Genomic DNA, 25,961 nt, shown 5'->3' on the forward strand with positions numbered 1-25,961 from the left:
CGGCGATAACGACGGCGGCGCAGCAGTTCGCAGGCACAGGAGCCTGCGTGGGAGCGGGTTGCGTCGCGGCCCGGATGAAGGGACGGCCCGCCGGCGTTACGTGGCGCCGGACGGGCCTTGGAACGGTTACTGCTATAGGGGTGGAACCTTCATTGGTTCGGCGGCTGACCTCGTCGTCGGAAAATCGCTTGGCCCCAAAACTAGGGATGCAAACAGTGTTTGGTCAAGCGTTTTATCGCCCGTCTTTCAACTCCGAAAAAATTTCGCTAAAACGCTTGATCAAACCCGGCGTGATCATCTACCTTGAGGTGATCAAACGCTTTAGCAGAACGGAACATCAACGCCGATGAGTTATCCAGTCTTCTTCCAGCCCGCCGACGGATGGGTGGGAGACCTCATCCCCTTCCAGAAGGACGGGGAGTTCTGGCTCTTCTATCTTCACGAGGTCCGCTCCGAGCCCAAGCCGGGTACATCGTGGAACCTGGTTACCACCAAGGACCTCATCCAGTTCCAGGACCAGGGGGTGTCACTGCCCCACGGAACAGAAAACGATCCTGACTTCAACGCGTACACGGGCAGCGTGGTGGTTGATGAGTCCGGCGTCCACCACCTCTTCTACACCGGACAGAACCCGAAGAACCTTGGCGGGGACGGGCTCCCGCTGCAGCTGGTCATGCACGCCACCAGCACCGATGGAATGCGCACCTGGGTGAAGCACCCCGAGCTGACATTCGGCGCACCTGCCGGCTACGAGTCCGGGGACTGGCGGGACCCTTTCGTGTTCCACGACCCGTCCTCGGGCCAGTGGCGCATGCTCCTGGCAGCCCGGCACGCCGAAGGACCCGAACGCCGCCGCGGGGTCATCGCCCAGTGCGTGTCCAGCGACCTGGTGAGCTGGCAGTATGCGGAACCCTTCTGGGACCCCCGCCGGTACATCACCCACGAGTGCCCGGACGTCTTTGCCTGGGGCGACTGGTGGTACATGGTCTACTCCGAGTTCTCCGAAAATTTCACCACCCGGTACCGCATGGCCAGGAGCCCTGACGGCCCGTGGCTGGTTCCGGACCAGGACAGCATCGACGGCCGGGCGTTCTACGCATCCAAGACCGCCGAGCGGGACGGTCGGCGGTTCTTCTTTGGCTGGATCGCCAGCAAGGAAGGAAATTCCGACGGCGGCCCCTGGCAGTGGGCGGGCACCATGTCCGTCCTGGAGGCTCGGCAGAACCCTGACGGAACCCTGGCGTTCGGCTTTGCCGACGAACTGGTGGACAGCTTCTGGGACGAAGTTGCCGTGACCTTCGACGGCGGCCTGCCCACCAGGCTGGACGTTCCGGACGGCTACGCCGCCATTGTCTCCGGGGAGGACCTGCCCTCCCAGTTCTACGCGAAGGCAGTCCTGGATATCGGCCCGGGCACCACAGAGTGCGGATTGCTGCTGCGGTCCAGCACCGACGGCGACAGCTCCTACATCCTCCGGCTCGAACCCAAGCGCGGGCGCCTGGTCTTCGACCGGTGGCCGCGGGCCGTCACGGGTGAGGCCCAATGGCATGTCTCCGGGGACGTGCCGTTCGAGATCGAACTCGAACGCCCGTGCAGCCTTCCCCCCGGGGAGCACACGCTGGAAGTCATCGTCGACGGCGACCTGTGCGTCGCCGTCGTGGACAGGCAGGTGGCTCTTAGCACCAGGATCTACGACCTGCCGGCGGGCCGGATCGGCGCCTTCGCCGGCGAAGGATCCGCCACCGTCACGCACCTCGAAGTACGCAAGCGCACCGACAACTGAATACCCCTCCTCCGTTCACACCAAGGGAAAGACCGCAATGAAGAATCTTATTCGCGCCGCCGCCGTCGCAGCCGCCACCGCCCTGGCACTGACAGCCTGTGGAGGCGGAAGCTCCACCGATCCCTCCAATGTCAGCCCCACCGGGGAAATCAAGCCCCGGGAAATCTCCTGGCTGCTCTCGCGGCCCGCGGACGGCGCCGTCATCAACATCATGAAGAAGCTCGCCGACGACTATGCCAAGGACCACCCCGGCTTCGAGCTGAACCTGATCACCACCCCGGACCGGCCCTCCTACATCCAGAAGCTCGAAACCCTGGCCGCGGCAAACAAGCTTCCCGAGCTCTTTGACACTGATGCCACACCCTTTGCCCAGCAGCTGGCCAAGCAGGGCAAGATGGTGGACGCCGAAAAGCTGCTGAAGTCCCTGGATGTCTACGACGACTACCGCCCCGGCGCCCTGGACTACCAGCGCTTCGACGACGGCTCCCTGTACATGATCCCGTTCCAGTTCGAACTGGAGTTCATCTGGTACAACAAGGCACTGCTGGAGAAGGCAGGCGTGTCGGTGCCGAAGTCGCTGGACGATATTCCCGCCATGTGCACCGCCCTGCGCAACGCCGGCATCACCCCGATCGCCGTCGACGGCCAGGACCAGTGGCCGCTGGAACGCTACATCGCCTACCAGCCGTTCCGGGAAGCCGGACCGGACTTTGTGCAAAAGCTGAAGAAGGGCGAAGCCAAGTTCTCGGACCCCGCAGGACAGAAGACAGTCAACTGGATGGCCGACCTGGGTAAGGCGGAATGCTTCCAGGAGGGCTTCTCCGCGCAGGGTTATTCAGACGCGCAGAACCAGTTCACGTCCGGCCAGGCCGCCATGTACAACATCGGCACCTGGGAACTGCCCAGCCTGGCCACCGACAAGCTGGACCCCGCGGTCCGGGATGACATCGACTTCTTCACCCTGCCCACCACAGCCGGCTCCGTGACGGCGGCCAATGAGTTCGTTTCGCCCTCCGGCATCGGCATGGCCGTGAACGCGAAAACCTACGATCCCCTGGTGAGCGACTTCCTGAAGTTCGCCCTGGAAAAGTACCCCGCGGAATACGCAGCCACTGGCGCACTCTCGCCCACCACCGACGTCGAAACCGCCGTCCCGGCCAACGCCACGCCGCTGTACCGGAAGGCACTTGACCAGGCGAAGGACCTTGGCTCCAAGCAGGCCATGCCCTGGGACACGCAGCTGGACCCCACCACCAACGGGCGGCTGCAGCAGGAGCTTGTCCTGCTGGTCCAGGGCAACATCACGCCTGAGCAGTTCACCAGCACGATGGATAACACCATCGCGCAGAACGCCCCGAAGTTCTTCAAGTAAGCAACCACTGCGGCGGGGGACTCCGGTCCCCCGCCCGAAAGGCCCGTCATGCAATCCAACCGGATGCTTCCCAACCGGTCCAGGACGTCGGTCCTGGTCTTCCTGCTCCCGCCGCTGCTGCTCTACGGCGCAGCAGTGCTCTTCCCCATCCTCCAGTCGCTGTTCCTGAGCTTCTTCTCCTGGAACGGCATCAGCGACATGGAGTTCGTGGGACTGGACAACTACGTCCGCATGTTCGCAGCCGATGACATTTTCTGGCGGGCTTTCCTGAACGCACTGATCTACCTGGCCATCTGCCTGGTCCTGCAGCTCGGCGGCGCCCTGGTGGTCGCCAGCCTGCTCACCTCGCTCCGCCGCGGACGCGAACTGATCAAAACCCTCTACCTGCTGCCCGCCGTGATCTCCACCGTCGCCATCGCCTTCCTCTTCGTCCGGATCTACTCCATCGACCCCGTGGGCCTGCTCAACCAGCTGCTGCACTGGATCGGGCTCGGCAGTCTGGAGCGGCCCTGGCTCTCGGACGTCACCACGGTCCTGGCGGCGGTGTCCGCGCCGGAAGGCTGGCGCTTCACCGGCCTGTACATGCTCATCATCTACGCGGCCCTGCTCGCCGTGCCGAAGGAGCTTGAAGAAGCCGCCGTGCTGGACGGGGCATCGCGGTGGACGCTGTTCACCAAGATCCGCTTCCCCTACATCCGCCCGGTCTGGATCACCACCACCATCATGGCCACCACCTACGGCCTGCGTGGCTTCGACATCCCCTACCTGATGACCAACGGCGGGCCGGGGCAGTCGTCCGAACTGCTCACCACCTACATGTACAAGACGGCGTTCACCAGCACCGACTTCGGCTATGCCAGCACCATCTCGGTGTTCATCGTCATCGAGTGCCTCGTTGCCGTCGGCCTCATCCTGTTCCTGCTCAAGCGGAAGGCAGACTCATGATCACCCAGGCAGCCCCAGCCAGCCCGCCCGCCGTGGTGCCGCCGCGTCCGGCAGCCCGCCGCCGCCGTCGCAGGCCTGACCTGTACCGGACGCTCTCACGCGTCCTGATCATGCTCATTGTGATCGTCCAGGTGTATCCGCTGGCCTGGCTGTTCCTCACCAGCCTGCGCACGGAGCAGGACTTTGCCAGCGGGGATCCGTTCGCCCTGCCCAGCTCGCTCACCTGGGAGAACTACGCCCGGGCCTTCGAAACGGGGGACCTGGGCCGGAACATCATGAACAGCTTCATCGTCACCATGGGCGCCAACATCCTCATTGTCCTGCTGGGCATGATGGCCGCGTATGCCATCCAGGTGCTCGGGTTCCGGCTCAGCAAGCTGGTCCGGGGGCTGTTCCTGATCGGCATCATCGTCCCTGTCCAGATCGCCCTGGTGCCGCTGTTCATCGACTACTCGGCGGTGAACCTGCTGGACACCTACCAGTCGATGATCATTCCCCTGGCCGGGTTCTCCCTGCCGATGTCCGTCTACTTGTTCTCCTCGTTCTACGAATACATCCCGAAGGAAACGTACGAGGCCGCATCCCTGGACGGCGCGGGACCCTACCGGATCTTCGGCCTGATCACCCTGCCGCTGTCGCTCAACACGGTGGTGACCGTGGTGCTGGTCAACAGCATCTTCATCTGGAACGACTTCATCTTCGCCAACACCTTCGTGCTGTCCGAGGAACTGAAGACCATCCCGCTGGGACTGCAGAACTACATCGGCGCCATGGGCAAGGTGGACTGGACGGCCACGTTTGCCGCCGTGTGCGTGACCATCACCCCGCTCCTGCTGGTGTTCCTGGTGCTCAACAAGGCCATGATCCAAGGACTCGAGAGCGGGGCGACCAAGGGATGACCGCCGCAGCAGCCGGATATACTCCTGACGGAGGGCAGATGAATTCAAGGGAGAACAAGCCGGGAGAAGCCGCGCCTGCGGCCAGTTCCCGGCACCGGCCCGAACGCGCCCACCCTGTCACGCTCCGCGACGTCGCCGAGGCGGCGGGGGTCTCCACTGCCACGGTGTCGCTGGTGGTCAACAAGAAAAAAGACGCCCGCATCGCCGAAGAAACCCGCCAGCGCGTCAAGGATGCCATCCGCGCGCTGGGCTACCGGCCCAACGCGATGGCCAAGACCCTGGTCAGCGGCACCTCCCGCTTCATCGGACTGGTGGCCGACGGCGTTGCCACCACTCCCTTCGCCGGCCAGATCATCCACGGCGCCCAGGACGAGGCATGGAAACACGGCTACGCCCTCCTGATTGCGAACACCGAGGGCAACCGGGAGCTTGAACAGGACGCGATCAGCATGATGCTCGAGTACAAGGTGCGCGGCATCCTCTATTCCACCTGGTTCCACCGCGAAACTGACATTCCGGCCTCGCTGCGGGAAGCGGACTTTGTCCTGGTGAACTGCTTCGCCACCGAGCCGGGGGCACGGGCGGTGGTGCCGGACGAGGTGCAGGGCGGAAAGTCGGCCACCGAGATCCTGCTGCGGCACGGGCACCGCCGCATTGCCTTCATCAACGCCACCATTCCCGCCCCTGCCAAGGACGGACGGCTCCTGGGGTACAGGCAGGCGCTCGAGGAAGCCGGCATTGCCTTCGACCCCGGCCTGGTCATGGAAGCCTATCCGGACCAGGAAGGCGGCTACGGCGCAACCGGTGCACTGCTCAAGCGCGGCGCCACCGCCGTCTACTGCTACAACGACCGGATGGCCATGGGCCTCTACGACGGGCTGCGTGAGCACGGTTTGTCCATCCCGGAGGACATCGCCGTGGTCGGCTTCGACAACCAGGAAGTCATCGCCGCCCACCTGCGGCCGCCGCTCTCCACCGTGGCATTGCCCCACTACGAGCTGGGCGCCGCAGGGGTGCGCATATTGCTCGGGCTGGAGGAGACAGCCGGAGCGGAGGCGGCGAGAATCCACTGCCCCACGGTGGAACGGACATCGGTCCAAGTCACAGCCTCCGCATAAGCCGGTCACGCTGACTGATGCCTGGGGGCGTGGTGCTCCGGATGGCGGCAGGCCGCCGTCGTCATACTTCCTGCTTGGGGGTTCAGCGCGCTGGCTCATCATGGTCAAATGGGAGGGTTGTACGGCCACCCGAGTCCGACCACGGCCTCGGCCACATGGAAGGAAACACATGACCGATCACCAGGACCACCCCCCGATCCCCACCCCGGGAAGTGCCCAGGGCCTGGACCGCAAGGTTGAGGGCGGGTGCCCGGTCGCACATGACAGCGTGACCTCGCACGGCAGTGAGAGCGAGAATCCGGCGATCGACTCGCCGCAGCCCAAAGGACACCGTCCCCGCACCGTCGCGGACTGGTGGCCGAACCAGCTCGATCTCTCCGTGCTCCACGCCCACAACCCGGCGGGCAACCCGCTCGGCCCCTCGTTCAGCTACCGCGAAGAATTCCAGAAGCTGGACGTCGAGGCGCTCAAGCAGGACATCACCCAGGTCCTGACCACGTCCCAGGACTGGTGGCCTGCAGACTTCGGCCACTACGGCGGCCTCATGATCCGGCTCAGCTGGCACGCCGCCGGCACCTACCGCGTCCACGACGGCCGCGGCGGCGCGGGCGACGGCAGCCAGCGGTTCGCCCCGCTGAACAGCTGGCCGGACAACGCCAACCTGGACAAGGCCCGGCGCCTGCTGTGGCCGGTCAAGCAGAAGTACGGCCAGAAGCTCTCGTGGGCCGACCTGCTGGTGCTGGCGGGCAACGTGGCCCTCGAATCGATGGGCTTCAAGACGTTCGGCTTCGCCTTCGGCCGCGAGGACGTGTGGGAGCCCGAGGAGATCTTCTGGGGTCCCGAAGACACGTGGCTCGGCGACGAACGCTACATCGGCGAAGGCCAGATGGCGGAAGAAGTGGGCTCCACCGAGATGGGCCTCATCTACGTGAACCCCGAGGGGCCCATGGGTAACCCGGACCCCAAACTTGCCGCCGCGTTCATCCGTGAAACCTTCAAGCGGATGGCGATGAACGACGAAGAGACCTTCGCGCTGATTGCGGGCGGCCACACGTTCGGCAAGACGCACGGTGCCGGTGACGCCGACGCCCATGTCGGTCCCGAGCCGGAGGGCGCAGAAATCGAGACGCAAGGCCTGGGCTGGCTGAGCACGTACGGCAGCGGCAAGGGGGCTGACACGATCACCTCCGGCCTGGAAGTCACGTGGACCGACCGGCCCACCGAATGGAGCAACCGCTTCCTCGAGATCCTGTTCGAATACGAGTGGGAGCTGGTCAAGAGCCCCGCCGGCGCCCACCAGTGGGTTGCCAAGGATGCTCCGGAGATCATCCCGGACGCTTACGACCCGGAAAAGAAGCACCGGCCCACGATGCTCACCACCGACCTGTCCCTGCGCTTCGACCCGATCTATGCCGAAATCGGGCAGCGGTTCCTGAAGAACCCGGATGAGTTCCAGCTCGCCTTCGCCAAGGCCTGGTACAAACTGCTGCACCGCGACATGGGTCCGGTGGGCCCGCACATGCTGGGGCCATGGGTTCCCGAGGCCCAGCTGTGGCAGGATCCGGTTCCCGCCGTGGACCACGAGCTGATCGGCCAGCAGGACATCGACTCGCTCAAGGCGCAGCTCCTGGACTCGGGGCTGTCCGTCGCGCAGCTGGTCCGCACTGCCTGGGCGTCGGCATCCACCTACCGCAAGACGGACAGGCGCGGCGGGGCCAACGGCGCGCGGATCCGGCTGGAGCCCCAGCGCGGCTGGGAGGTGAACGAGCCCGACCAGCTCGCCACTGCCCTGCAGGCGATCGAGAGGGTCCAGCAGCAGTTCAACTCCGGCCAGGCCGGCGGCAAGAAGGTCTCGCTGGCTGACCTGGTCGTCCTCGGCGGGTGCGCTGCGGTGGAGAAGGCCGCCAGCGACGCCGGGTTCCCCGTCACGGTGCCGTTCCACCCCGGCCGCACGGACGCCTCCCAGGACCAGACCGACGTCGACTCCTTCCAGTACCTGCAGCCGCGGGCTGACGGATTCCGCAACTACGTCCGGCCCGGTGAGAAGCTCCAGCCGGAGACCCTCCTGCTGGACAAGGCGTACCTGCTGGGCCTCTCCGCACCGGAGATGACGGCGCTCGTGGGCGGCATGCGCGCCCTCGGCGCCAACCTCGGCGATTCCCTGCACGGCGTGCTCACCACCCGGCCGCAGGTCCTGACGAACGACTTCTTCGTCAACCTGCTCTCCCCCGGCACCAAGTGGAAGGCGTCGGAGGCGGAGGAGAACGTCTACGAGATCAGCGACGTCACCACCGGCGAAGTGAAGTGGACCGCCACGCCGGTCGATCTGGTGTTCGGCTCCAACTCGCAGCTGCGGGCACTGTCCGAGGTGTACGCGAGCGAGGACGGCAAGGAGAAGTTCGTCAACGACTTCGTGGCCGCATGGACAAAGGTCATGGACGCTGACCGCTTCGACCTGCGGTAAAGGATCACCTCAAGGGCCGGCTGCTTTGCAGCCGGCCCTTTCTCTTGCCCTGCCCCTTGACGCGCATCACCCTCCTTCCCTACACTTTTCATAAAGCAGAATCTAAATTCCACGAAGCGGAAACGGTAGGAATACCGAGACGCAAGGGAAGATGGATCAAAGCCCTCCCCGGAAGGACCTACGATGACGTACACAGTGAACTGCTCCATCCTGCTGACGGAGCTGCCCCTGCTCGAGCGGCCGGCCGCAGCCAAGGCAGCAGGCTTCGACGCCGTCGAGTTCTGGTGGCCGTTCGAATCCTCCGTTCCGGCGGATTCCGAGATCACCAGGTTCGAGAACGCCATCAAGGACGCCGGGGTGCAGCTCACCGGCCTGAACTTCAACGCGGGCAACATGCCCGGCGGCGACCGCGGCCTGGTCTCCTGGACGGGCCGCGAGTCCGAGTTCAAGGACAACATCAACGTCGTGGCCGGCATCGGCGAGCGCCTGGGCTGCAAGGCCTTCAACGCCCTCTACGGCAACCGGCAGGAGGACGCCACCGCCGAAGAGCAGGACGAGCTGGCCGCCAGGAACCTGGCCGCAGCAGCCGAAGGCGTGGCCCGCATCGGCGGCACTGTCCTCCTCGAACCCGTCAGCGGTGCACCGAAGTACCCTCTGCTCACCGCTGAGGACGCACTCCGGGTCATCGCCCGCGTCAAGGCAGAATCCGGTGCCACCAACATCAAGTTCCTCGCCGACTTCTACCACCTCGCAGTCAACGGCGACGACGTCGAAGCCGTCATCGAAAACCACGCCAAGGACTTCGGCCACATCCAGATCGCCGACAACCCCGGCCGCGGCGCACCAGGCACCGGAACCCTCCCGCTGGGCGAATGGATCGCCCGCAGCCGTGAACTCGGCTACGAGGGCTACATCGGCCTCGAGTACAAGGAACCGCAGGAAACCGCCTTCAGCTGGGCCATCCGCCAGCGCACCACGGCCTAATCCCCACCCCTCCCCAACCTCGCAAGCTCGGCCAGGGACCCCTGCGGGCGTGGCCCCACACATCGTAAAGACTTTAGAAAGAGAACCATCATGAGCAATGTTGCAGTCATCGGACTCGGAATCATGGGCCTGCCCATGGCCATCAACCTGGTCAAGGCCGGCCACACCGTCACCGGCTTCAACCGCAGCCAGGACAAGATCGACAAGCTCGTCTCCGAAGGCGGCAAGGGCGCCACCAGCATCGCGGACGCCGTCAAGGACGCCGACGTCGTTATCACCATGGTCCCGGACTCCCCTGACGTCGAAGGCGTCGTTACCGGCAAGGACGGCGTCTTCGCCAATGCCAAACAGGGCACCTTGTGGATCGACGCCTCCAGCATCCGCCCCGACGTCGCCAAGCGCCTCTCCGACGAAGCCCGCGAGGCCGGCATCCGCCCCCTCGACGCCCCGGTCTCCGGCGGCGAACAGGGCGCCATCGACGCCGCCCTCTCCATCATGGTCGGCGGCGACAAGGGAGACTTCGACGCCGCCTCGGACGTCCTGAACGCGGTCGGCAAGACCATCGTCCACGTCGGCCCCTCCGGCTCGGGCCAGACCGTCAAGGCAGCCAACCAGCTCATCGTCGCAGTCAACATCGAGGTCCTCGGCGAGGCCATCGCCTTCCTCGAGGCCTACGGCGTGGACACCGACGCCGCCCTCAAGGTCCTAGGCGGCGGCCTGGCCGGCTCCAAGGTCCTGGACCAGAAGGGCCAGAAGATGCTGGACCGCAACTTCGACCCCGGCTTCCGCCTCGCCCTGCACCACAAGGACCTCGGCATCGTCACCTCCGCCGCCCGTGAAGCCAACGTCGCCGTCCCCCTCGGCGCCGTCGTCGCCCAGCTCGTCGCCGCCACCGTCAACCAGGGCGACGGCGCGCTGGACCACTCCGGACTCTTCAAGCAGGTCCTCCAGCTCAGCGGCAGGAAATAGGACAGGCCGCAAGTAAGCCCTCCCCCACGAAGTTTTTGTCCAGATAAAGCGACTTACGGGCCTCCCAAGTCGCCGCATCTGGACAAAAACTCCCTTCAGCACACCCTCCCCACCCGCTCCCTAACCTCGCAAGCTCGGTCAGGGAACCCTGCGGGCGTGGGCCCACAGACTTCCCAAGCTTTCAAGGAGCACCCCCATGAGCAAGATGCGTACCGTTGATGCAGCGGTTGCCATCCTGGAAAAGGAAGGCGCCATCGAGGCGTTCGGCCTGCCAGGCGCGGCAATCAACCCCTTCTACTCCGCCATGCGCGCCCACGGCGGCATCCGGCACACCCTGGCCCGCCACGTTGAAGGCGCCAGCCACATGGCTGACGGCTTCAGCCGCGCCAAGGACGGCAATATCGGCATCTGCATCGGCACGTCCGGCCCCGCCGGCACGGACATGATCACCGGCCTCTACGCCGCCTGGGCAGATTCGATCCCCATGCTCTGCATCACCGGCCAGGCGCCGGTGGCCAAGCTGCACAAGGAAGACTTCCAGGCCGTGGACATCGAGTCCATCGCCAAGCCCGTCACCAAGATGGCGATGACCATCCTGGAGCCCGGCCAGGTTCCCGGCGCCTTCCAGAAGGCCTTCCAGCTGATGCGCTCCGGCCGCCCCGGCCCCGTGCTCCTGGACCTGCCCATCGACGTGCAACTGGCCGAGATCGAATTCGACATCGACACCTACGAGCCCCTGCCCGTTGAGAAGCCCAAGGCCTCCCGCAAGCAGCTGGAAAAGGCCCTGGACATGCTCACGGCAGCCCAGCACCCGCTGATCGTGGCTGGCGGCGGCATCATCAACGCCGGCGCCTCCGCCCAGCTGGTGGAACTGGCCGAGATCCTCAACGTTCCGGTAATCCCCACCCTGATGGGCTGGGGTGCCATCCCGGACGACCACCAGCTGATGGCCGGCATGGTGGGCCTGCAGACCAGCCACCGCTACGGCAACGAGAACTACCTGCAGAGCGACTTCGTGATCGGCATCGGCAACCGCTGGGCCAACCGCCACACCGGCGGCCTGGAGACCTACACCGCGGGCCGGAAGTTCGTGCACATCGACATCGAGCCCACGCAGATCGGCCGCGTGTTCTCCCCGGACCTGGGCATCGCGTCCGACGCCGGTGCGGCGCTGGCAGGGCTCGTTGAGCTCGCCAAGGAGCGCAAGGCGGCAGGATCCCTGCCGGACTACAGCGCCTGGGTGGCCGAGTGCCAGGACCGCAAGGCCTCCCTGCACCGCAAGACCCACTTCGAGAACATCCCCATCAAGCCGCAGCGCGTGTACGAGGAGATGAACAAGTCCTTCGGCCGCGACACCATCTACGTGTCCACTATCGGCCTGTCCCAGATCGCCGGGGCGCAGATGCTGCACGTGTTCGGTCCGCGCAAGTGGATCAACGCCGGCCAGGCAGGCCCGCTGGGCTGGACCGCCCCGGCCGCGCTCGGCGTCGTCCGCGGCAAGCCGGACGAGACTGTGGTGGCGCTTTCCGGCGACTACGACTTCCAGTTCATGATCGAGGAACTGGCCGTGGGCGCGCAGTTCAACCTCCCGTACATCCACGTGGTGGTGAACAACTCCTACCTGGGCCTGATCCGGCAGTCGCAGCGCGGCTTTAACATGGAGCAGAACGTGTCCCTGGCGTTCGACAACATCAACTCCCCGGAGACCAACGGCTACGGCGTGGACCACCTGAAGGTGGCCGAGGGCCTGGGCTGCAAGGCCGTGCGCGTGGAGGACCCCAACGACCTCGCCGCCGCCTTCGACAAGGCCAAGGCCCTGATGGGCGAGTTCCAGGTTCCCGTGGTGGTGGAAGTGATCCTGGAAAAGGTCACCAACATCTCCATGGGCGTGGAAATCAACGCCGTGAACGAGTTCGAGGAACTGGCAGAGTCCGCCGCGGACGCCCCCACTGCCATCCTGGCGCTGCAGGCCTAAACCATGCGCATCGTCATTGCCCCGGACAAGTTCAAGGGATCCCTTTCCGCCCCGGAAGTCTGCGCGCACCTGGAGAAGGGCCTGCAGCGCGGGGCGGGCGGCAACCTTGAGGTGCTCCGGATTCCGGTGGCCGACGGCGGCGAGGGAACCCTCGATGCCGCCGTCGGCTCCGGCTTCACCCGCCGCACCGCCACGGTGGCCGGCCCCCTCGGCCAGCCGGTGGAAGCGGACTTCGCGGTCCGGAACCACGAGGCCGTCATTGAGATGGCCACTGCCTCCGGGCTGGCCCTGGTCCCCCAAGTGGCACGCGGCGGCCGGCCGGACTCCGCCTCCGCCCTTGCGGCCACCAGCCTGGGCACCGGCCAGCTGATCCGCGCCGCCCTGGATGCGGGCTGCCGCCGCATGGTTTTGGGGGTGGGCGGCAGCGCCAATACCGACGGCGGTGCGGGGCTCCTGCAGGGGCTCGGGGCCAGGTTCCTGGACAGCAGGAACAACGAGCTGCCGCCGGGCGGGGCTGCGCTGGCAAACCTGCACAGCATCGACTTCACCGACTTTGAGCCCCGGCTGGTGGACACACGCTTTGTGCTGGCATCCGACGTCGACAATCCCCTGCTGGGCGCGTCCGGCGCCGCGGCGATTTTCGGCCCACAGAAGGGTGCCACGCAGCAAGACGTCGACGTGCTCGACGCCGCCCTGGCCAGGTTTGTCGAAGTCCTGGCCAGGGAAATCGGATTCCGTGCCGTCAAGGCCGCCGAAGCCCCCGGCGCGGGGGCGGCCGGCGGGGTGGGCTACACCGCCATCGCCACCCTGGCCGCAACACGCCGGCCGGGCATCGACGTGGTCCTGGAATTCACCGGCCTCGCCGACCGCCTGGCCAGTGCGGACCTGGTGATCACCGGCGAAGGCAGCCTGGACGAGCAAAGCCTGCTGGGCAAGGCGCCCATGGGTGTGGCGCGTGCTGCCGCCGCCCACGGCATTCCCGTGGTTGCCGTCTGCGGCCGGAGCACGCTCCAGGAGGGCCAGGCGGCGGCCGCCGGATTCGGGGAAGTTTACGCTTTGACCGGACTCGAAAGCGATGTAAACAGGTGCATAGCAGAGGCAGCGCCGCTTCTGGAGCAGCTGGGCACCCAGATCAGCGGAAAGCTGGCAGCCGGAGGGTTTGCCGGCGCCACACGTACCAAGGAGGACCTCCGTGTCTGAAGAACGTTTTGACCTCGTCATCCGTGGCCAGCGCATCCTGACCACCGCCGGGATCGCCCCGCGCGAAGTGGGCGTCCGCGGCGGAAAGATCGTGGCCATCGAGCCGCTCGGCAACGGCCTGGCCGGCGCCGAGGTGGTTGAACTCGCCGACGACGAGACGCTGCTCCCCGGGCTGGTGGACACCCACGTCCACGTCAACGAGCCCGGCCGCACCGAATGGGAGGGTTTCGCCTCCGCGACCCGTGCCGCGGCTGCCGGCGGCGTGACCACCATCATCGATATGCCGCTGAACTCCGTGCCGCCCACCACCACGGTGGCAAACCTCAAGCTCAAGCGCGAGGTGGCAGAGGACCAGGCGTTCATCGACGTCGGGTTCTGGGGCGGTGCGATTCCCGGAAACAAGGCTGACCTGCGCCCCCTGCACGATGACGGCGTGTTCGGCTTCAAGTGCTTCCTCCTGCACTCCGGGGTGGACGAGTTCCCGCACCTGGACGCGGACGAGATGGAGGAGGACATGGCCGAGCTGAAGTCCTTCGACTCGCTCATGATCGTCCACGCCGAGGACTCACACGCAATCGACCGGGCCCCGCACCCCGGCGGCGACCACTACGAGACCTTCCTCGCTTCCCGCCCCCGCGGCGCCGAGAACAAGGCCATCGCCGAAGTCATCGAGCGGGCCCGCTGGACCGGTGCGCGTGCACACATCCTGCACCTCTCGTCGTCGGACGCCCTGCCCATGATCGCGTCGGCAAAGCGCGACGGCGTCAAGCTCACCGTGGAAACCTGCCCGCACTACCTGACACTGATGGCGGAGGAAATCCCGGACGGCGCCACGGCCTACAAGTGCTGCCCGCCCATCCGCGAGGCCTCCAACCGGGAGCTGCTCTGGCAAGGCCTGCTGGACGGCACCATCGACTGCATCGTCTCGGACCACTCGCCCTCCACCCTTGACCTGAAGGACCTGGAGAACGGCGACTTCGCCGTGGCGTGGGGCGGAGTTTCATCGCTGCAGCTGGGCCTGTCCCTGATTTGGAGCGAGGCCCGGCACCGCGGCATCCCGCTGGAGCAGGTGGTTTCCTGGATGGCGGAGAAGCCTGCCAGCCTGGCCCGGCTCACCAACAAGGGCCAGCTGGCGCTCGGCTACGATGCCGACTTCGCCGTCTTCGCCCCGGACGAAGCCTTCGTGGTGGACGTGTCCAAGCTCAAGCACAAGAACCCCATCACCCCCTACGACGGCAAGACCCTTTCCGGCGTGGTCCGCAAGACCTTCCTTCGCGGCGCCGTGGTGGACGGCCAAACCCCCACGGGCAAGCTGATCCGCCGCGGCGGAGTGTAAGGACGCGCCATGGCAGTGGAAGTCCACCACCCGCGGACGGCCCACCGTCCGCGGGTGGTCCAGCCCAAAGCTGCCGCCCGCGGACTGGCCGTCTGGGTGGTTCCGGAGGAGGGAACCAGCCCCGAACTCCTGGCCCGCGCCGCCCAACTGGTCCTTGCCAGGGCCCTGCAGACTGCTCCGGAGGCGGAAGTCCATTGGCCTGCTGCCGGAGCTCGCAAAACGGTGCCGTCGCCGTCCCCCTCGGAGGACTCCCCGCAGGGGGACGACGGCGGCGCCCCTTCCCTCCCGCCGTCGGCCGGTCCCGTCAGCCGCATGGCCGTGGACCTGGCCGCCGATACCGTCCTGCTGGATGGCAAGCCGGTGCCGCTCACCGGCGTCGAATTCAAGGTGCTGCGGTACCTGGTCACGCACCTGTCCCGGACCGTCAGCCGGGAGGAACTGCAGGAGTTCCTGGACTCGTTCGAGACGCCCGGCGCCTCTGCCCGGTCCATCGATGTCTACGTGGGCAGGATCCGCCGGAAACTCGGAAATGCACGCCACGCTGTGGCCACCGTCCGTGGCGGCGGATACCAGTTCATGCCGGGCCAATGCGCCACTGTTCGCGGCCCGGCGGAATACTGCATATGACGCCGGAGTTGTACCACTGAGCGGGAAGCCGCTTCACTTGTTGTTTGGCCATTATTGACCGACCCTTCCAAAGGAACACCATGAGCCCCACCCTGACCACCAAGCTGCAGCCCGGAACCGAGGCCCCTGACTTCACCCTCAGGGACGCCCAGGGCCGCGAAACTGCCTTGGCCGACTACCGTGGCAAGAACGTCATTGTGTACTTCTACCCGAAGGCGGCCACCCCCGGCTGCACTACCGAGGCCTGCGACTTCCGCGACAGCCTGGCCTCCCTGCAGGGGAAGGGCTACGAGGTCATCGGTGTCTCCCCCGACGCCCCCGAGGCCCTGGCAGGCTTCAGCGGCGACTTCTCCCTGACCTTCCCGCTGCTCTCCGACGAGGACCACGCGGTTGCCCTGGCCTACGGCGCCTGGGGCGAGAAGCTGGTCGACGGCGAAATCGTTGAGGGCATCGTCCGCTCCACCGTGGTGGTGGACCCCGACGGCAACGTGGTCCTGGCGCAGTACCAGGTCCAGGCCGACGGCCACGTAGCAGCGCTGAAGGAAGCCCTGGGCATCTAGGACGCTCTCCCACTTCCTGCGCCTTTCCAGCCAACGCTCCTGCACTTGCTGCAGGGGCGTTCGGCTTTTAATTCCCTTTTAGGCTCCGGCCTTCCTGGGTACGGGGAGCGCATGGACAACACAGAGAGCCAGGACCAGGCAACGCTGCGAAGCCGGATGGGGCGCCTCGGCTTCGGCGGGACCGGCGTTGGCAACCTTTACCGCGCGATTTCGGATGACCAGGCGGCTGCCACCGTGGAGGCGGCCTGGGACGCCGGCATCCGCTATTTCGACACCGCACCGCACTACGGGCTCGGCCTGTCCGAGCGGCGGATCGGCGCGTTTCTCCGGGACAAACCGCGGGATGGATTCATCCTGTCCACCAAGGTGGGCCGGGTCCTGGTTCCCTCACCGGCAACCAGGGATGACCGGGATCCGGAAGGGTTCGACGTTCCCGCGGACCTGCGCCGCGAATGGGATCCCTCGGAGGCGGGGGTACGGCGGAGCATTGAACAGTCGCTGGACCGGCTGGGCCTGGACGCCATCGACATCGCCTACCTGCACGATCCGGACGTCTACAGCATGGAAGATGCGGTGAAGACGGCGCTCCCTGCCCTGGAAAAGGTTCGCGCCGAGGGCCTGGTGCGGGCCATCGGCGTGGGCACCAACACTGCCGGCGCCGCACTGGAGTGCGTGGAGGCGGCGGACCTGGACTTCCTCATGCTGGCCGGGCGCTTCACCATGCTCGAGCAGCCGGGATCCGATGACCGCCCGGGCGCCGGACTCCTGGACCGCTGCCTGGAACTGGGGACCGGGGTGGTCAGCGTCGGCGTCTACAACTCCGGCATCCTCGCCAAGCCCGACCTGCCGTCCGATGCGCACTACAACTACTCACAGGCGAGCGAAGAGATCCTGGACAAGGCCCGGCGGCTCGCCGGTGCGTGCAAGGAGCACGGTGTGGAACTTCCCACCGCCGCCATCCAGTTCCCCTACCGGCACCCCGCCGTCGTCAACGTCACGGTGGGAGCCAGCAGGCCTGAGCAGATCCGTGAAAGCGCGGAGCGGATGGCCGCGCAGGTGCCGGACGGGCTGTGGCAGGACCTGCAGGAGCAGGGGCTGATCCCCGCATAGGTGCGCCGCCGGATCCGTTGCCGTGTTGTCCGGCGCGGTGACAGGATGGCGTCTATGGCGATCGAGGTCCGTCCCGCAACCACTTTCGAGGACGTCCGGGCGCTGGTGGGGCCCAAGCGGCCTAACGCCAACGTTTGCTGGTGCCTGAGCTACCGCATCCCCTCCAAACTGAACCAGTCGCTGCAGGGAACGGAGCGCGGTGAGCTGGTAAAGAAGCTTGTGGGGCAGGATCCCCCGCCAGGGGTGCTGGCCTACGACGGCGGCGAGCCGGTGGGGTGGGCAGCGGTCCACCCGCGTGCGGACACCAGTTTCGCCGGGAACCGGAAGATCCCGCACGTGGACAGCCTGGAGGTGTGGTCGGTGTGGTGCATCCGCGTGCGGCCCGGCCACCGCGGCAAGGGCATCTCCCATGCCCTCCTGGCAGGTGCGGTGGACTTCGCCCGTTCCTACGGGGCACCCGCCGTCGAGGGCTACCCAGTGGACAACGGCGGCTCGAAGGTGGACCTCACCATGGCCTACGTCGGCACCCGGAAACTCTTCGAGGATGCCGGTTTCACCAAGGCAGCGGACACGCAGTCGGTTCTCAACGGATTCCCGCGGGTGCTGATGCGGCTGGAGCTTCGCTGAGCCGCCCTGTACTTGCACTGCTGGGTATAACGCTGCTGTAACGCCTCTTTCCCTAGCATGCGCACGTAACCATCAACCAAACGCGCACAAAGGCAGGGAGAGCCATGGAATCGGCCGCTGAAGAACTGGTCCACCGTCTCGGGGACACCTTCGTCTGCGCCACGGAGGGACGCGGGCACGCGACCCCCGGCGGGCGCCCGCCGAGCGAGATAGTGGTCGATGCGACGGAGGGCTTCGTTCCCCTGTGGCACCCGGGCACCATCCTGAAATGGCGCTTCCAGGAGCGGTCATTCGCGCTCGCTCCCAACCCCGGGCAAAGCAAGGGCGTGGTCAGCGAGCTGATGGGCGAATGCCTGCTCCGCTGGGGCACCGCCGCACCCGTCAGGTTCACCCGGGACGACGATCTGTGGGATTTCGAGATCGTGCTGCGGAACGCCCCGGACTGCACCCCCGCCGGCTGCGTCCTGGCCAGCGCATTCTTTCCCGACGGCGGGCGGCACCAACTGACCATCTACCCCACCATGTTCCAGCAGGTAAGAGAAGAACAGGTGGAGACGATGCTCCACGAGTTCGGCCACATCTTCGGCCTGCGCCACTTTTTCGCCAATATCCGGGAGACTGCGTGGCCCTCGGAGGTTTTCGGAACGCACGAGCCTTTCACCATCATGAATTACGGGGCCAACAGCAAGCTCACGGACGCGGACCTGGGTGATTTGAAGGAGCTCTACCGGCTGGCGTGGAGCGGCCATCTGGCCAACATCAACGGCACCCCCATCCGGCTGGTGCACCCCTACAGCTTTACGGGATCAATGGTGCTGGACGGGGTGGGCTCGGTTCCCTCCACGCTGCAGCCGGCCGCACGGTCGGCAGCCTAGTGACTGCCTAGGGTTTTTTCCACCATTTCCGGGACCAGTCCCGCTCCATTGCCCAGAGCGCCAAGAGCAGCGCATCCGCAGTCATGAGTCCGGCGATAAGGTACGCCCACCCGGCCATCCAACCCACTGCAATCTCCTGACTGTCTCCCCCAGCCACTCGATTGCTCCTAAGTGTGACACCTAAACCGCTGCGGCGGAACGCCCCAAATCCACAGACCTGAAAAGTGCCTCCAGCCTGTTGTGCGCCTCGGTCTCCAGCTTCAGCCGGCGCGTCAACCTCTCCACCTGGTCGGACATCGCGGCCCCCACCGGCAGCCTGTCGCCGGGCCAGCTGGAAACTTCCCGCGACTCCCCGAGGGCCGCCGCGAGCGCCTTCGCCGCGGCACGGACCTTCCGGGAGTGGACGTAAACGCGCAACAGCGCCCTGGCTTTGTCGATGCCCGCCCGGGCCAAGCCCGGCGGCACGTGATCGGCGTCAGCTGCCGGCCCGTCGGCAACGGCCGGCCCGGCAGGCGCCGGCGTCCGGTACGTGATCTTCATTTTTCCCATGGCTGCTCCCGCCTTCCCGCAAGCCGTCCAGCTTCCGGGGGGCCGTCGTCGACCGTTCTCCTGCCCGGAAGATCTGTCACTTCGAGTGTCCCGAACCATGCTCAACGTCCGGGCAAGCGGATCCCAAGATTGCCGCAAGATCCTGCAAGGGCTCAGAACAGCGCCGTAGACGGCCTGACGGAACGGGTCCGGACAAGCCTGAAAAGCACTGTGAAGTCCCACGACATGCCCCGTCGCGGTTAATACGGTAGAAGTAGAGTCATGGTCTCAACCTCCGAAATTCGTCGTGCCGTTGTCATCGAGGACGACCCCGACATCCGGGGGCTGCTGGTCCGCGTGCTGGAAAAGCAGGGGTTCGAGGTATCGCAGGTGGGTGCGGGGCTGCCGGGCGTGGCGGAAGTCCGCCGCCTGCAGCCTGACCTCGTCACGCTGGACCTGAATCTTCCGGACCTGGACGGCCTGGAAGTCTGCAAGCTGCTGCGGGAGTTTTCGGACGCGTTCATCGTCATGCTCACCGCCCGGGCGGACGAGCTGGACAAGCTGACCGGGCTGGACAACGGGGCCGACGAATACATCAGCAAACCGTTCAGCCCGCGCGAACTCCAGTCCCGGATCAACGCACTGTTCCGCCGCCGGCCCTCGGCCGCCGCTGATTCCGCGGCCCGCAGCGAACTGCAGCGCGCCACGGAAGTGCAGCAGAGCCTCCTTCCCAAGGAGGACATCCGGGTGGAGGGCTACGACGTGGCCGGCGTGTTCCGCCCCTCACGCAGCGTGGGCGGCGACTTCTACGACTGGTACCAGACCCCCGACGGGCTCCACCTCACCTTCGCCGACGCCATGGGCAAGGGCATGGGCGCGGCCCTGATCGCCGCAACGGTGCGCGCCGTCATGCGCTCCACCGGCCACCGGCCGGACCTGGATGCCGCCTTCGCCTCCGCCAGCAAGGCCATCGCCACGGACCTGGACTCCTCCAACTCTTTCGTCACCCTGTTCCACGCCCGGCTGGAGGCGGCGTCAGGGAAGGTCAGCTATGTCGACGCCGGCCACGGGCTGGCGCTTCACGTCCAGTCAGGCGGGACTGCCGGGCGGCTCCCCTCCGGCGGCCCGCCCGTGGGTGCGTGGACGGGAACGGACTGGCCGCAGTCGTCTTTTGAGCTGGCACCCGGAGATTCCCTGGTGGTGGTCAGCGACGGAGTCCTGGACGTTTTCGAGTCAGTGGAGGACTTCAGGGAAGCCGTCCGCACTGCCACGCTGGCCCATGGCTCCGCCCATGCCGCCAGCAGCGCCATCATGGCCCTGGCCCCCGCAGAGACGGCAGAGGACGATGTCACGGTGGTCGTGGTCCGCCGGCTGCCCGAGGAAGTTACGGGATGACCCGCTTCCTGACCCGCCTGGTAGTGGTGCTCACCGTCATCACCGGCGTCAACTACATCACCTGGCGCTGGCTGGCATCGCTGAACTGGGATGCCTGGTGGATCGCCCTGCCGCTAGTGGTCGCCGAAACCTACAGCCTGATCGACGTCATGCTCTTCGGCATGACGGTATGGAAGCTGAAGATCCGCAAGGGCGCGCCGGCGCCGCCGCACGATGCCACCGTTGACGTCTTCATCACCACCTACAACGAAGACCTGGACATGGTGATGACCACCGCCCTGGCGGCCCAGAAGATCCGGCACCCGCACAGCACCTGGATCCTGGACGACGGCGCCCGCCCCGAACTGAAAGCCCTCGCGGAACAGCACGGGCTGGGCTACGTCACTCGCAGCGAGGACTGGACCTCGGACCTCCCCCGCCATGCGAAGGCCGGCAACCTGAACAACGCCCTCATGCAGACCTATGGCGAGTTCCTCCTGATCCTGGACGCGGACCAGATCCCTGAACCGGACATCCTGGAAAAGACCCTCGGCTACTTCAACAACCGCCGCGTCGCCCTGGTCCAGACACCGCAGTATTTCAGCAACGTCCCCGCCGATGACCCGCTCGGCAGCCAGGCACCCTTGTTCTACGGCCCCATCCAGCAGGGCAAGGACGGCTGGAACGCCGCCTTCTTCTGCGGCTCCAACGCCATCCTGCGCCGCGAGGCCCTGATGCAGCTGGGACTGGTGGGCTACGTCAAGGAAACAGAAAAGAGCATCCGCCGCGCGCTGGCAGCGTCCCAGACCGCCATCAAGAAGGCCCGGAAGTCCGCTGACATGGAGTCACCGCTGGTGGCCGAGGTGCTGGACGAGGTGGAGGCGGCCACCCGGGAGGCGCAGAAGGAACTCGACGCCGGGCAGTCGCTCAGCGAGATCACCTACCGGGTCCGCCGCCGGGTCGACGCCGCCGTGCAGACCCTGGTGATGGCCGACGTCGAAGCCCTGCAGTCCGACCTCGAAGAGATCGCCGCAATGGAACTCGCCCACGTGGGCGACGCCGGGGTCCCCGTGGTGGCCGACGACGCCGTCCAGCGCATGTCCCGCCGCGACTGGTCCCCGCTGGGCGCCCTGGAGTCCGTGCAGGCGGTCCTGGACGCACTCTCCGTGGAACGCAATGACGAGGCCCAGCCCGTCATGCCCCTGGCCACCATCTCCGTCACCGAGGACATGGCCACCGCCATGCGCATGCACGCCATGGGCTGGGAGAGCGTCTACCATCACGAGGTTCTCGCGTACGGCCTGGCACCGGAGGACCTGAAGACCATGCTCACGCAGCGGCTGCGCTGGGCCCAGGGCACCATCCAGGTGCTGCTGCGCGAGAATCCGCTGGTGCAGAAAGGCCTGAAGCTCGGCCAGCGGCTGATGTACTTCGCCACCATGTGGACCTACCTCAGCGGCTACGCGGCCGTCATCTACTTCGCCGCCCCCATCATCTACCTGCTGCTGGGCATCCTCCCGGTCACCAGCCTGAGCTGGGATTTCTTCATCCGGTTCATCCCGTTCATGGTGGTCAACCAGATCCTGTTCGCCGTGGCCGGCCGCGGCATCCCCACCTGGCGGGGGCAGCAGTACAGCCTGGCCCTGTTCCCCACCTGGATCAAGGCCTGCTCGACGGCGGCGCGGAACGTCTGGTTCGGCCGTCCCCTCGGGTTCGCCGTCACCCCCAAAGCCCGCCAGAGCGGCGGACCCAGCTGGAGCCTGATCCAGCCCCAGATCGTGGTGTCCGCGCTGCTGGCCGTGGCCGCCGTCGTCGGGATCATCCGGTTGGCCGCCGGCCTGGCGGAACCGCTGGGCACGCTGGTGAACGTCGCCTGGGTCATTTTCGACCTGGTGGTCATGAGCATCCTGGTCCGCGCCGTGCTGTACAAGGGGTATGAACCGGCCGCAGAACCCGCAGTTACAAAGAAGGAGTCCTGATGGAATTCAGTTACGAAGTGCGAGATTCGTACGCGGAGGTGAAGGCGGACGGGCGGCTCAACATGGTGTCCGCCCCCAAGCTGCGTGAGTTCGTCACCGACGTGATCGCCGGCGGGTCCAACCGGATCGTGGTCAACCTGGAAAAGACCGCCTTCATGGATTCTTCAGGCCTCGGTGCGCTGATCGGGTGCCTCAAGGCGGCCCGCCAGGCAGGCGGTGACCTCCGGATCGCTGCCGTCCAGCCGCAGGTGAAGATGGTCCTGCAGCTGACCAGCATGGACAAGGTCCTCACCGCGTACCCGTCGGCCGACGAGGCGTTCAGCAATGACTGACGTCCTCGCCTCCCGCAGCTTCCGGGGACCCGCTGCGGAGGACGCCGTCGAATCCGTCCACAACGACCTGGACAGCTTGTGGCTGGACGTCCCCTTCGTCCAGGACATGGACCAGATGACGTTCACGACGGCGGTCATCGAGTCCGTCTCCAACATCGTCCAGCACGCCGAACCGGCCGGGGACGAACCGGTGGGGCTGGGCGTGGACATCACCGTCCAGCCCGCGCTGCTCGAAGCCCGCGTCAGCGCCTACCACGCCAAGCCGCCGTTCGGGCCGATGGAACCTTCCGACCCCGGTGAAGACGCCGAATCCGGCCGGGGCCTGGCACTGATCGAAGCACTGGTCACCACCGTCACCTTCGAGCGGCAAGACGGGACGAACACCTGGGTGCTGTCCCGGACGTCGTCGCAGGGCTAGCCAACCCGCCCCACCCTGGGAGTTTAGGGCCTTGCGGGAAACAGCACCGAGACTGTGGTGCCGCCGCCGGGCGTCCCGCTGATGGACAGTTCGCCGCCGTGCGCCTGTGCGATGCGGCGGCAGGTGGCAAGGCCCAGTTCCGTTCCGGGGCCGTCCCCCGGGCGGTTCAGCCGGACCAGCGGCTCCACCGCCCGCTGCCGGTCCGCCGCCTGGATGCCCTTGCCGTTGTCTGCCACGTGGATGGTGACACCCCGGGGGCAGGTTCCGGCGGTGACAGTGACCTCAAGCGGCCGCCGCGGATCCCGGTAGTTCAGCGAGTTGGCCAGGAGGTTCTGCACCAGGGTGCGCAGCTGTCCCCGGTCGGCGAATAGTTCAACATCCTCGCACAGGATCCCGCTGCCCAGCCCCAGGTCCACGCCGAGATCCTGGGCGGCTTCTGAGGTGACAGCCAGCAAGGAAACCCGCTCGGGGTTCAGGGTTCCGTCGGCCTTGGAGTAGTCCAGGACGTCCTCGAGCGTGGCGAGCATGCGCTCCCCGCTGTTCCTGATGAGCGTCAAGTACTCCCCCGAGGGGTGCCCCGGCGGGATCTGCGGATCATCCTCGGCGAGCTCCACGTAGCCCAGGATGGTGGTCAGCGGGGACCTCAGGTCGTGGCTGACCCTTCCTGCAAACTCGGCCAGCATCGCGTTGCTGCGCTGCAGCTCCTGCAACACGGCATCGAGCTGGAGCGTGCGGTGCTGCAGCTCCAGCAGCTCCACCACCTGCTGGGCCAGGACTTCGAGCAGGCCGATCTGTTGCGGTGTGGGAAGCTCCGCCTGGTCCGAGAAGACGCAGAGCGAGCCAAGCACCAGCCCGCCGGCAGTCACCAGCGGCACGGACGCGTAGAAGCGGACGTCGGCGATCTGGCCCGTGACGAAGGGGTTGGCAGAAAACCGGGGATCGTTGGAGGCGTCCTGCACTACGGTGGTGCCAGGGTTGAGGAAGACGGTGGCGCACATGGAGTCCTCGCGCGAGCAGATCCCCGGGTCGATGCCCGAGGCCGCAATCTGCAGCTGCTGATCCGATGTGATGATGTTGACCACGCTGTACGGCACCCCGCAGAGCGAGGCGGCCAGCCGGACCAGGCTGTCCAGCGTGTCCTGGGCCCGTTCATCCGCAAGCGCCGGTATTTCCCCCGGCACCGCGGGCAGGAGCCCGTATTCCCTCAGCCCAAGCTCGCGCCCGGCATCCCGATCGGTCAGCATTTGCATAGCCGCACCGTCCATATTCTTTTCTTCCCCAGCATGTCAGCCCGGGCCCCAGCGGCCCTTCCGTGATGATACCGGTGAAGCCCGGGCGGTGTTGTAATCTCTTGACACCGGGCAGCACCTGCCGTTGAATATTACGTATGCTGAAATAACAGTTCCATGATGCGGAAGCTTGTCGTCCACGCTGCCGGCAGGTCCGGGAAGTCCGGTCTCCGCATAGCCGTCACCATGGATGCCAGCATTCGTACCGAGGACCAGCCAGCATGAAGCTTGCCGAATTCAACACCGCGGACCCTGCCGCGGCCGCGGACACTCTCCGGCCCTGCATCGATGTGAGCAGGTGGGTTGACGCCGTCGCCGCCGCCCGACCGTTCTCCACCAAGGAAGACCTCCTGGCCTTCGCAGCGGAGGCTGCCAACCCCTTCACTTCCGCCGAAGTGGAGGCAGCCATGGCCCACCACCCCAGGATCGGGGAACGGCCGACGGCGGCCACCGCCGAAGCCTCCATGTCCCGTTCCGAGCAGTCAGGCGTTGATCCGGCGGATGCCGCTGCCGCCGAAGCCCTGGCGAAGGGCAACCGGGACTACGAGGAAAAATTCGGGCGTGTCTTCCTGATCCGCGCCGCCGGCCGCACTGCCCCGGAAATCCTGCAGTCCCTCAACGAGCGACTCGCCAACTCGCCCGCCCAGGAAGACACCATCGTGGCCCAGCAGCTGCGCGAGATAGCCGTCCTGCGGCTGGAAGGACTGATCACCGAATGAGCGTCTCCCACGTCACCACGCACATCCTGGACACCGGCGCCGGACGCCCGGCGGCAGGGGTCGCCGTCGTACTTTTGAAGAACGACGGCGGCACCTGGCTGGAGCTGGCCAAGTCCATAACCGATGCGGACGGCAGGGCCAAGGACCTGGGGCCTGAGCAGCTGCAGCCGGGGCACTACAAGCTCAACTTCGCTACCGGCAGCTACTACGCCGGACTGCAGACGGCCACCTTCTTCCCGGAAGTGGACCTCGTGTTTGAAGTGACGGGCAGCGAGCACTACCACGTGCCGCTGCTGCTAAGCCCGTTCGCATACTCCACCTACCGCGGCAGCTAGGCTCCGCAGCGCCCGCGGCGTTCAGCCTGGTTCATGGAATGTCAGCCCAGTCACAAAACCCGGCATAGGATCGGAACGGTGACTAATGAAGGGGCTGCCGGCTTTCCGTGCAACCTTGCGGCGGGCAGTGGGTCGCAGAAACT

The 25,961-nt window shown here is 66.4% G+C and carries 24 protein-coding genes; 22 read left to right on the forward strand and 2 right to left on the reverse strand.

Annotated features, from left to right (window positions below):
* Positions 1-346 precede the first annotated feature (346 nt).
* From AC5RT3_RS03420 to AC5RT3_RS03495, 16 genes are all read left to right on the forward strand, one after another.
* Entirely contained in the window at positions 347-1,783 is a 1,437-nt protein-coding gene (locus AC5RT3_RS03420) for a glycoside hydrolase (protein ID WP_494123492.1), read from the forward strand.
* Between the two features lie 37 nt (positions 1,784-1,820).
* Positions 1,821-3,155: an ABC transporter substrate-binding protein gene (locus AC5RT3_RS03425; protein WP_494123493.1), complete on the forward strand. Its 1,335-nt coding sequence runs from the start codon at positions 1,821-1,823 to the stop codon at positions 3,153-3,155.
* A gap of 63 nt (positions 3,156-3,218) precedes the next feature.
* A complete protein-coding gene (locus tag AC5RT3_RS03430; protein ID WP_494123562.1) occupies positions 3,219-4,100 on the forward strand; it encodes a carbohydrate ABC transporter permease in 882 nt (293 codons plus the stop codon).
* Positions 4,097-4,999, forward strand: coding sequence for a carbohydrate ABC transporter permease (locus AC5RT3_RS03435; protein WP_494123494.1), 903 nt, complete (start codon positions 4,097-4,099; stop codon positions 4,997-4,999). The genes AC5RT3_RS03430 and AC5RT3_RS03435 overlap by 4 nt, the downstream gene beginning before the upstream one ends.
* Positions 5,000-5,037: 38 nt before the next feature.
* Positions 5,038-6,117: a LacI family DNA-binding transcriptional regulator gene (locus AC5RT3_RS03440; protein ID WP_494009660.1), complete on the forward strand. Its 1,080-nt coding sequence runs from the start codon at positions 5,038-5,040 to the stop codon at positions 6,115-6,117.
* A gap of 169 nt (positions 6,118-6,286) precedes the next feature.
* Positions 6,287-8,581, forward strand: coding sequence for a catalase/peroxidase HPI (gene katG / locus AC5RT3_RS03445; RefSeq protein WP_494009661.1), 2,295 nt, complete (start codon positions 6,287-6,289; stop codon positions 8,579-8,581).
* 183 nt (positions 8,582-8,764) lie between these two features.
* On the forward strand, positions 8,765-9,565 hold the full coding sequence (locus AC5RT3_RS03450) for a hydroxypyruvate isomerase family protein (protein WP_494123495.1): 801 nt from the start codon (positions 8,765-8,767) through the stop codon (positions 9,563-9,565).
* A gap of 90 nt (positions 9,566-9,655) precedes the next feature.
* Positions 9,656-10,534 carry a 2-hydroxy-3-oxopropionate reductase gene (locus AC5RT3_RS03455; RefSeq protein WP_494123496.1) on the forward strand — a complete coding sequence of 293 codons (879 nt, stop codon included), beginning with the start codon at positions 9,656-9,658 and terminating at the stop codon, positions 10,532-10,534.
* Between the two features lie 196 nt (positions 10,535-10,730).
* The gene (gene gcl, locus AC5RT3_RS03460) at positions 10,731-12,509 is read left to right on the forward strand and encodes a glyoxylate carboligase (RefSeq protein ID WP_494123497.1); all 1,779 of its coding nucleotides are present in this window, start codon (positions 10,731-10,733) and stop codon (positions 12,507-12,509) included.
* Between the two features lie 3 nt (positions 12,510-12,512).
* Positions 12,513-13,709 (forward strand): glycerate kinase, encoded by a 1,197-nt coding sequence (locus AC5RT3_RS03465; protein ID WP_494123498.1) that lies wholly within the window; start codon positions 12,513-12,515, stop codon positions 13,707-13,709.
* Positions 13,702-15,045 carry an allantoinase AllB gene (allB, locus tag AC5RT3_RS03470; protein ID WP_009358443.1) on the forward strand — a complete coding sequence of 448 codons (1,344 nt, stop codon included), beginning with the start codon at positions 13,702-13,704 and terminating at the stop codon, positions 15,043-15,045. The genes AC5RT3_RS03465 and allB overlap by 8 nt, the downstream gene beginning before the upstream one ends.
* A gap of 9 nt (positions 15,046-15,054) precedes the next feature.
* Positions 15,055-15,672 carry a winged helix-turn-helix domain-containing protein gene (locus tag AC5RT3_RS03475; protein WP_494053234.1) on the forward strand — a complete coding sequence of 206 codons (618 nt, stop codon included), beginning with the start codon at positions 15,055-15,057 and terminating at the stop codon, positions 15,670-15,672.
* 80 nt (positions 15,673-15,752) lie between these two features.
* Positions 15,753-16,232, forward strand: a complete 480-nt coding sequence (gene bcp, locus AC5RT3_RS03480; protein ID WP_494053233.1) for a thioredoxin-dependent thiol peroxidase — start codon at positions 15,753-15,755, stop codon at positions 16,230-16,232.
* 111 nt (positions 16,233-16,343) lie between these two features.
* Positions 16,344-17,342, forward strand: a complete 999-nt coding sequence (locus AC5RT3_RS03485) for an aldo/keto reductase (RefSeq protein ID WP_494053232.1) — start codon at positions 16,344-16,346, stop codon at positions 17,340-17,342.
* Positions 17,343-17,396: 54 nt separating this feature from the next.
* A complete protein-coding gene (locus AC5RT3_RS03490) occupies positions 17,397-17,969 on the forward strand; it encodes a GNAT family N-acetyltransferase (RefSeq protein ID WP_494123499.1) in 573 nt (190 codons plus the stop codon).
* Positions 17,970-18,073: 104 nt separating this feature from the next.
* Positions 18,074-18,844 (forward strand): zinc metalloprotease, encoded by a 771-nt coding sequence (locus AC5RT3_RS03495; protein WP_494009669.1) that lies wholly within the window; start codon positions 18,074-18,076, stop codon positions 18,842-18,844.
* 180 nt (positions 18,845-19,024) lie between these two features.
* Here the strand turns inward: AC5RT3_RS03495 and AC5RT3_RS03500 are convergent, their stop codons facing one another.
* The gene (locus AC5RT3_RS03500; RefSeq protein ID WP_494009670.1) at positions 19,025-19,393 is read right to left on the reverse strand and encodes a hypothetical protein; all 369 of its coding nucleotides are present in this window, start codon (positions 19,391-19,393) and stop codon (positions 19,025-19,027) included.
* Between the two features lie 261 nt (positions 19,394-19,654).
* Here AC5RT3_RS03500 and AC5RT3_RS03505 point away from each other — a divergent pair, with 261 nt between their 5' ends.
* The 4 genes from AC5RT3_RS03505 to AC5RT3_RS03520 are packed head-to-tail and all read left to right on the forward strand — an operon-like array spanning position 19,655 to position 23,475.
* Positions 19,655-20,767: a PP2C family protein-serine/threonine phosphatase gene (locus tag AC5RT3_RS03505; protein WP_494009671.1), complete on the forward strand. Its 1,113-nt coding sequence runs from the start codon at positions 19,655-19,657 to the stop codon at positions 20,765-20,767.
* Positions 20,764-22,725 carry a glycosyltransferase family 2 protein gene (locus tag AC5RT3_RS03510; protein WP_494123500.1) on the forward strand — a complete coding sequence of 654 codons (1,962 nt, stop codon included), beginning with the start codon at positions 20,764-20,766 and terminating at the stop codon, positions 22,723-22,725. The genes AC5RT3_RS03505 and AC5RT3_RS03510 overlap by 4 nt, the downstream gene beginning before the upstream one ends.
* Positions 22,725-23,057, forward strand: a complete 333-nt coding sequence (locus AC5RT3_RS03515) for an STAS domain-containing protein (RefSeq protein WP_009358427.1) — start codon at positions 22,725-22,727, stop codon at positions 23,055-23,057. Before AC5RT3_RS03510 ends, AC5RT3_RS03515 begins: the two co-directional genes overlap by 1 nt.
* Complete coding sequence (locus AC5RT3_RS03520; protein ID WP_494053228.1) at positions 23,050-23,475, forward strand: ATP-binding protein; 426 nt, start codon at positions 23,050-23,052, stop codon at positions 23,473-23,475. The genes AC5RT3_RS03515 and AC5RT3_RS03520 overlap by 8 nt, the downstream gene beginning before the upstream one ends.
* A gap of 23 nt (positions 23,476-23,498) precedes the next feature.
* Here AC5RT3_RS03520 and AC5RT3_RS03525 read toward each other — a convergent pair whose 3' ends face one another.
* Complete coding sequence (locus AC5RT3_RS03525) at positions 23,499-24,725, reverse strand: GAF domain-containing sensor histidine kinase (RefSeq protein WP_494123563.1); 1,227 nt, start codon at positions 24,723-24,725, stop codon at positions 23,499-23,501.
* Between the two features lie 260 nt (positions 24,726-24,985).
* Between AC5RT3_RS03525 and uraD the strand changes: the two genes are divergently transcribed.
* A complete protein-coding gene (gene uraD, locus AC5RT3_RS03530) occupies positions 24,986-25,483 on the forward strand; it encodes a 2-oxo-4-hydroxy-4-carboxy-5-ureidoimidazoline decarboxylase (protein WP_494009676.1) in 498 nt (165 codons plus the stop codon).
* On the forward strand, positions 25,480-25,818 hold the full coding sequence (gene uraH / locus AC5RT3_RS03535) for a hydroxyisourate hydrolase (RefSeq protein WP_494009677.1): 339 nt from the start codon (positions 25,480-25,482) through the stop codon (positions 25,816-25,818). Before uraD ends, uraH begins: the two co-directional genes overlap by 4 nt.
* The last annotated feature ends 143 nt before the right edge of the window (positions 25,819-25,961 follow it).

The organism is Arthrobacter sp. Y3221159 (genome assembly GCF_059089885.1).